This is a genomic window from Lysobacter enzymogenes, from assembly GCF_017168095.1.
In the GTDB taxonomy this organism is placed as follows: domain Bacteria; phylum Pseudomonadota; class Gammaproteobacteria; order Xanthomonadales; family Xanthomonadaceae; genus Lysobacter; species Lysobacter enzymogenes_D.
Window position 1 is genome coordinate 1 of record NZ_LXSD01000199.1, and the last position, 7,037, is coordinate 7,037.

At 72.0% G+C, this 7,037-nt stretch carries 7 protein-coding genes; 6 read left to right on the forward strand and 1 reads right to left on the reverse strand.

From position 1 onward, the window contains the following. The 4 genes from A7A76_RS05185 to A7A76_RS05200 all read left to right on the forward strand — a co-directional run. Positions 1-192 (forward strand): DUF3348 family protein (locus A7A76_RS05185; RefSeq protein WP_206410195.1); only part of this gene is annotated, 192 nt, incomplete at its 5' end. A gap of 1 nt (position 193) precedes the next feature. Then, a complete protein-coding gene (locus A7A76_RS05190; protein WP_206410196.1) occupies positions 194-2,644 on the forward strand; it encodes a DUF802 domain-containing protein in 2,451 nt (816 codons plus the stop codon). Then, the gene (locus A7A76_RS05195) at positions 2,641-3,306 is read left to right on the forward strand and encodes an OmpA family protein (RefSeq protein WP_206410197.1); all 666 of its coding nucleotides are present in this window, start codon (positions 2,641-2,643) and stop codon (positions 3,304-3,306) included. The genes A7A76_RS05190 and A7A76_RS05195 overlap by 4 nt, the downstream gene beginning before the upstream one ends. After that, positions 3,296-3,922: a DUF2894 domain-containing protein gene (locus A7A76_RS05200; RefSeq protein ID WP_206410198.1), complete on the forward strand. Its 627-nt coding sequence runs from the start codon at positions 3,296-3,298 to the stop codon at positions 3,920-3,922. Before A7A76_RS05195 ends, A7A76_RS05200 begins: the two co-directional genes overlap by 11 nt. A gap of 50 nt (positions 3,923-3,972) precedes the next feature. On the opposite strand, the gene A7A76_RS05205 is transcribed toward A7A76_RS05200, so the two are convergent. Continuing rightward, the gene (locus tag A7A76_RS05205) at positions 3,973-4,605 is read right to left on the reverse strand and encodes a TetR family transcriptional regulator (protein WP_343225287.1); all 633 of its coding nucleotides are present in this window, start codon (positions 4,603-4,605) and stop codon (positions 3,973-3,975) included. Positions 4,606-4,697: 92 nt separating this feature from the next. On the opposite strand from A7A76_RS05205, the gene A7A76_RS05210 reads away from it, so the two are divergent. Continuing rightward, complete coding sequence (locus A7A76_RS05210; RefSeq protein ID WP_206410199.1) at positions 4,698-5,363, forward strand: O-methyltransferase; 666 nt, start codon at positions 4,698-4,700, stop codon at positions 5,361-5,363. Positions 5,364-5,566: 203 nt separating this feature from the next. Further along, positions 5,567-6,775, forward strand: a complete 1,209-nt coding sequence (gene fabV, locus A7A76_RS05215; RefSeq protein WP_206410200.1) for an enoyl-ACP reductase FabV — start codon at positions 5,567-5,569, stop codon at positions 6,773-6,775. Positions 6,776-7,037 lie beyond the last annotated feature (262 nt).

The following is a 7,037-nucleotide window of genomic DNA, read 5'->3' on the forward strand; positions in this document are numbered from 1 at the left end:
CTGCTGGGCCGGCGCTTCGAGCGCCTGCGCCAGGACGCGCGCGCCGCCGCCGGCGACGAGGCGCCCGCGCCCGAGGCCTGGCTGCAACCCTTCCGCCGCGACATGCACGACGCATTGCTCGCCGAACTCGACGTTCGCCTCCAACCCGCACACGGCCTGCTCGCGGCCCTGCGCGCGCACGCACACGACTGACATGCCCAACAAATTCGCATTCCCCGCCGTCTTCATCGCCGGCCTGGCCGCCATCGTCTGGGTCGCCGCCGGCTATCTGGGCGCGCATCCGCTGGCCCTGGCGGTGGTCGCGCTGATCGGCGCCGGCTACTTCCTCGGCGGTGTGGAACTGCTGCGCTACCGCCGCGCCACCGCGACCCTGGAGCAGGCCGTCGCCGCGGCCGCGTCGGCGCCGCCGGCGCAGTTGGGCGAATGGCTCGGCCGCCTGCATCCGTCGCTGCGCAACGCCGCGCGGCTGCGCATCGAAGGCGAGCGCGCCGCGTTGCCGGCGCCGGCGCTGGCGCCGTATCTGGTCGGCCTGCTGGTGCTGCTGGGCATGCTCGGCACCTTGTTGGGCATGACCGTCACCTTGCGCGGCACCGGCCTGGCCCTGGAAAGCGCGAGCGACCTGCAATCGATCCGCGCCGCCATCGCCGCGCCGGTCGCCGGCCTGGGCTTCGCCTTCGGCACCTCGATCGCCGGCGTCGCCGCCTCGGCCATGCTCGGCCTGCTCGCCGCGCTGTGCCGGCGCGAGCGCGCGCAGGCGGTGCAGGGCCTGGACGCCGCCATCGCCGGCGCGTTGCGCCCGCATTCGCGTACGCGCCAGCGCGAGCGCTCGTTCGAACTGCTGCAGAGCCAGACCGAAGCGATGCCGGCGCTGGTCGAGCAGATGCAGGCGGCGATGGCCGCGCTGGAACGCCACAGCCAGGCCGCGCACGAGCGCCAGATCCAGCAGCAGAACGCGTTCCATGAGCGCACCGAGGCCGCGTATGCGCGCCTGGCCGAATCGGTCGAGCGTTCGCTCAAGGACAGCATCGGCGAGGGCGCGCGCGCCGCGGGCGCGGCGCTGCAGCCGGCGGTGGACGCGACCATGGCGGCGCTCGCGCGCGACAGCGCGGCGCTGCATGCGCGCGTCGGCGAAGCGGTGCAGCAGCAGCTCGACGGCTTGTCCGCCGGTTTCGCCGCGGCCGCGGCCGCCGCCGCCGGCAGCTGGACCGCCGCCCTCGCCGATCACCGCAACGGCAACGAAGCGCTGCTGCGCGATCTGCGCGGCGCGCTCGACGGCTTCGCCGGCACCTTCGAACGCGGCGCCGCCGGCCTGCTCGAACAGGTGTCCGCGCGCATGGACGGCAGCGCAGAGCGCAGCGCGCAGGCCTGGGACCAGGCGCTGTCGCGGCAGATCGACGCGCACGAGGCCTCGGCCGAGCGCAACCGCGCCGCGCTCGACAGCGCCGCGTCGGCGTTCGAACGCCACGCCGCGGCGCTGGTGAAGGTGGTCGAAGGCTCGCATGCGGACCTGCAATCGGCGCTGGAGTCCCGCGACCGCGAGCGCCTGTCGGCGTGGACCGATGCGTTCGGCGCGATGACCGCCACGCTCGGCGAGCGCTGGGAACAGTCCGAAGCGCGCAGCGCCGGGCGCCAGCAGGAGATCTGCGAAACCTTGGCGCGCACCTCGCAGGAGCTGTCCGGCCACGCGCAGGCGCAGGCGCGCGAGACCATCGCCGAAATCTCGCGTCTGGTCGATGCCGCGTCCGAGGCGCCCAAGGCCGCCGCCGGCGTGGTCGCCGGCTTCGAGGCGCACGCCGCCGAACTGGTGCGGATCGTGCAGGACTCGCAGGCGCAGCTGCAGTCGGCGCTGGACTCGCGCGAACGCGAGCGCCTGGACGCGTGGACCGAATCGTTCGGCGCGATGACCGCCGAGCTGAGCCAGCGCTGGCAGCAGGCCGGCGACACCGCGGCCAGCCGCCAGCAAGCGGTGTGCGACACCCTCGCACGCACCGCCCAGGAGGTGTCCGAGCGCACCCAGGCGCAGGCGCGCGACACCATCGCCGAGATTTCGCGCCTGGTCGACGCCGCGTCCGAAGCGCCCAAGGCCGCGGCCGAAGTCGTCGCCGAGTTGCGCCAGAAGCTGTCCGACAGCATGGTCCGCGACACCGCGATGCTGGAAGAGCGCAACCGTCTGCTCGCGACCCTGGAAACCCTGCTCGACGCGGTCAACCACGCCTCCGGCGAGCAGCGCGCCGCGGTCGATGCGCTGGTCGCCTCGTCGGCCGAATTGCTCGAACGCGCCGGCGCGCGCCTGAGCGAGCGCATCGAAACCGACACCGGCAAGCTCGACAGCGCCGCCGCCCAGCTCAGCGCGGGCGCGGCGGACATGGCCGGCCTCGGCGACGCCTTCGCCGCGGTGGTGCAGCAGTTCGGCGAGACCCACGAGCGCCTGGCCGAGCGCCTGCACAGCGTGGAGACCGCGCTGGACAAGTCGCTGGCGCGCAGCGACGAGCAACTGGCTTACTACGTGGCGCAAGCGCGCGAAGTGGTCGATCTGAGCGTGCTCAGCCAGAAGCAGATCATCGAGGAATTGCAGCGCGTGTCCGACGGCCGCAGCGACGGCCGCGCCGACGACCGCGCCGAAGCCGGAGCGCAGGCGGCATGAGCGCGGAAGTCGAGGCCGACGACGTCGGCGACGGCGTCGACGGCGGCGCGCCGGTGTGGGCCGCGTTCGGCGACCTGATGTCGGTGCTGCTGGGCGTGTTCGTGCTGATCCTGGTCGGCGTGATCGGCGCGCAGATGCAGCTCAGCAGCCGGCTCGACGAGGAAGTGAAGCAGCGCCGGATCGAGGCGCAGCGGCGCCAGACCCTGGAACGCGTGCTGGCCGCGCCGCTGGCCAGCGGCCGGGTGACTCTGGTAGACGGCCGCATCGGCATCAGCGGCAGCGTGCTGTTCGCGCTGAACTCCGATCAGCTGCAGCCCGAGGGCCGCGAACTGCTCAAGACCCTGGCCGCGCCGCTGCGCGAATACCTGCGCTCGCGCGACGAGATCCTCATGGTCAGCGGCTTCACCGACGACCGCCAGGTGCTCGGCAGCAATCGCCAGTTCGCCGACAACTGGGAACTGTCGGCGCAGCGCGCGCTGACCGTGACCCGCGCGCTGATCGCCTCGGGCGTGCCGGAGAACGCGGTGTTCGCCGCCGCGTTCGGCGCGCAGCAGCCGGTCGGCTCGAACGCCGACGAGGCCGGGCGCAGCAAGAACCGGCGCGTGGAAATCGCGCCGATGCCGCGGCCCGCCCAGCCCGCCGCGCCCGCGCATGCGCGCTGACGGCCTGGACCCGCGCGCGACCGTGGAGGCCTGGCGCGCGCAAGGCGCCGACCGCCTCGACCGCGTGCGCTTCCACCGCATCGACGCGATGGCGCGGCGCGCCGCCGGCGCCGAAGGCGAGCTGCGGCGGGTGCTGGAAGGGCGGGTGTATTCGCTGATCGGCGCGTATGCCGACGACCTCGAGCGCGCGACGAACATCGAGGCCGCGGCGCCGACGCCGGATGCGGCGAGCTTGGCGCCCCTGACCGAACGGCTCGAACGCGAAGCGGCGCAACGCGCGCAGGCCTGGGCCGGAGCCGGCGGCGACGCCGAAGCGGCCGCGTATCCGCGCCTGGCCGCGCTCGACGAATTCCGCGCGCGCTGGTCGCGGCTGAGCCTGGACCGGCAGGTGCGGCAATCGCTGGAACGCGCGCCGGGCGACGCCGGGCCGCTGAATTCCGGGCGTCTGGTGCATCGCGCGCTCAACCTGATGCAACAGCTGTCGCCGGAGTACCTGCAGCAGTTCCTCGGCTACGTCGATGCATTGGCGTGGATGGAACGCCTGGGCGAAGGCCTGCCCGAGCCCGAAGACGCGGCCCCGGCCACCGGCAAGCGCGGGCGCAAGCGGCGCGAGTGAGGCGCGGCTGGCGCGGCGGGAACCTCGCCCGCCCGAACCGCGTCGCAGGATCAGCGCCCCGCCAGCGAGCGCAGATAAGCGCAGAACATGTCCGCCATCGCCTCGGCGAAGGCCTCGATCTCCTGCGCCGTGCGCGGGCTTTCGGAAAACGCCTTGCCGCCCTGCGACAAGGTGGTGACGATCAGTTCGCCGGCGGTGGCGCGCAGCGCGTCGTCGGCCTTGGGCAAGGCCTCGCGGATGAACTCGGCGAAGGCGGCGCGGCTGTCCGCGCGCACCTCGTCGGCTTCCGGCGCGTCGCGATAGAGCGGCGCGGCATCGGCCAGCGCGATGCGCATCGCCGCTTCTTCGCATTCCGAGCGCACGAAGGCGTGGGTGAGCCGGCGCAGGCGCCGCAGCGGCGGCGTGCGCGTGTCGCGCAGGATCGCGCTCAGCAGCGCGGCGGTCTGGCGCCATTCCTCGCTCTGCAGGCGGAACAGGATCGCGGCCTTGTTGGGGAAATATTGGTACAGCGAACCCACGCTGACGCCGGCGCGCTCGGCCACGCGCGCGGTGGTGAAGCGCTGCGCGCCTTCCTGGGCCAAAACCTGAGCGGCGGCTTGCAGCACCGCGCTCAGCAGGTCGTTCGAACGCGCCTGTTGCGGGCTTTTTCGCTGGGAAATCTGCGGTTTTTGTCGGTCGGCCACGGGCGGGATTCCAATGCGAATAGCGAATATGACGAATCAATCGCATTCTGATTCTACCCCCGCAACGCCCCCCGATGGGCCGGAGATTCGCCATGAACACCCTGACCGCCGCACCGCTGGCCGCGCTGATCGAGCGCCTGTTCGCCGAAGACGAAGCGGCCTCGCCGATGAGCGTGCCGGCGCTGGCCGCGCTGCCGCGCGAAGAGCACGAGCGGCTGATGCGCAGCAAGACCGAGTACACGCAGTTGTACGGCCGCCTCAAGGACCTGCCGCTGGCGGTGTCGCGCGAGACCGGCGCCCTGCTGTACCTGCTCGCCCGCGCCACCGGCGCGCGCCGCATCGTCGAGTTCGGCACCTCGTTCGGCCTGTCGACCCTGCATCTGGCCGCGGCCGTGCGCGACAACGGCGGCGGGCGGGTGATCGGCAGCGAGTTCGAGCCGACCAAGGCGGCGAAAGCGCGCGCCCACCTGTTCGAAGTGGGTCTCGACGACCTGGTCGAAATCCGCGCCGGCGACGCGCTGCGCTCGCTGGCCACCGACCTGCCCGAACGCATCGACCTGGTCTTGCTCGACGGCGCCAAGGCGCTGTACTCGCAGGTGCTGGACCTGCTCGAACCGTATCTGCGCCCGGGCGCGCTGATCGTCGCCGACAACGCCGATTACTGCGCCGAGTACCTGCAGCGCGTGCGCGCGCCGCACGGCGGTTACCTGTCGCTGCCGTTCGGCGAAGACGTGGAACTGTCGATGCGGCTGGGCTGAGCGACGGCGCGGCGCGCGTTGGGCCGCGGCGGCGTGCGGCCTGGGCGCACGCCGCCCGCTCCTGCGCCGATGGCGCCGCACGGGCCGATTCCGCGGTCGTGAACAGGCGCGTCCGGCCCCTGTACGTGCCCGTACGGCGACGGGATTCCGGCGGCGGCCCCGCAGCGCCTAAAATGCGGGGTCCCAGCCGACGAGATTCGACATTGATCATCCATCCCAAGGTCCGCGGTTTCATCTGCATCACCACCCATCCCGTGGGCTGCGAGCTCAACGTGCGCGACCAGATCGCCGCCACGCGCAAGCTCGGCGAGCGCAAGGACGGCCCCAAGAAGGTGTTGGTGATCGGCGCGTCCAGCGGCTACGGCCTGGCCGCGCGCATCGCCGCGGCGTTCGGTTTCGGCGCCGACACCCTGGGCGTGTTCTTCGAAAAGCCCGGCAGCGAGAAGAAGCCGGGCACCGCCGGCTGGTACAACGCCGCCGCGTTCGACAAGTTCGCCAAGGCCGAAGGGCTGTACGCGCGCTCGATCAACGGCGACGCGTTCTCCGATGAGGTCCGCGCCCAGGCCATCGAACTGATCAAGAACGAGATGGGCGGCCAGGTCGACCTGGTGATCTATTCGCTGGCCTCGCCGGTACGCAAGCTGCCGTCCACCGGCGAAGTCAAGCGCTCCGCGCTCAAGCCGATCGGCGCGGCGTACACCTCCTCGGCCATCGACACCAACAAGGACCAGATCGTGCAGGCCACGATCGAGCCGGCGACCGAGCAGGAAATCGAAGACACCGTGACGGTGATGGGCGGTCAGGACTGGGAGCTGTGGATCGACGCGCTGGAACGCGCCGACGCGCTGGCCCCGGGCGCGCGCACGGTCGCCTTCAGCTACATCGGCACCCAGATCACCTGGCCGATCTACTGGCACGGCGCGCTCGGCCGGGCCAAGGCCGACCTGGACGCCACCGCGCAGCGCCTGGACGCGCGCCTGCGCGCCCACGGCGGCGGCACGGCCAACGTCGCGGTGCTGAAGTCGGTGGTCACCCAGGCCAGCTCGGCGATCCCGGTGCTGCCGCTGTACATCTCGCTGGTGTTCAAGGTGATGAAGGAAAAGGGCCTGCACGAAGGCCCGATCGAACAGCTCGACCGCCTGTACCGCGAGCGCATGTACCGCGCCGACGGCGCGCCGGCGCAACTGGACGAGCAGGGCCGCCTGCGCCTGGACGACTGGGAACTGCGCGAGGACGTGCAGGCGCAGTGCACCGAGCTGTGGCCGCAGGTGACCACCGAGAACCTGTTCGCGCTCAGCGACTACGCCGGCTACAAGCACGAGTTCCTCAAGCTGTTCGGCTTCGACCGCGACGATGTCGACTACGATGCGGACGTCGATCCGGATGTGAAGTTCGACTGCATCGAGATGTAAGACGAAGGGCCGGCGCAAGCCGGCCCTTTCGTTTCCGGCCCCGGCGATGTGCGGCTGCCCCCTGTAGGAGCGGCGCAAGCCGCGACCAACCGAAGCTGCGTTCGCAAGCGCTGGGGCCGGAGATACGAAGCCGTGAGTATTCCAGGCTTCGGATGCGCCGCTCGCGTACGTCGCTTCGGTTGGTAGCGGCTCGCGCCGCTCCTACAAAGAGCTCACGCCGCCGCGTCGCCCGCCGGCGCCGCCAGCGGCGCCGCGCCGGCGC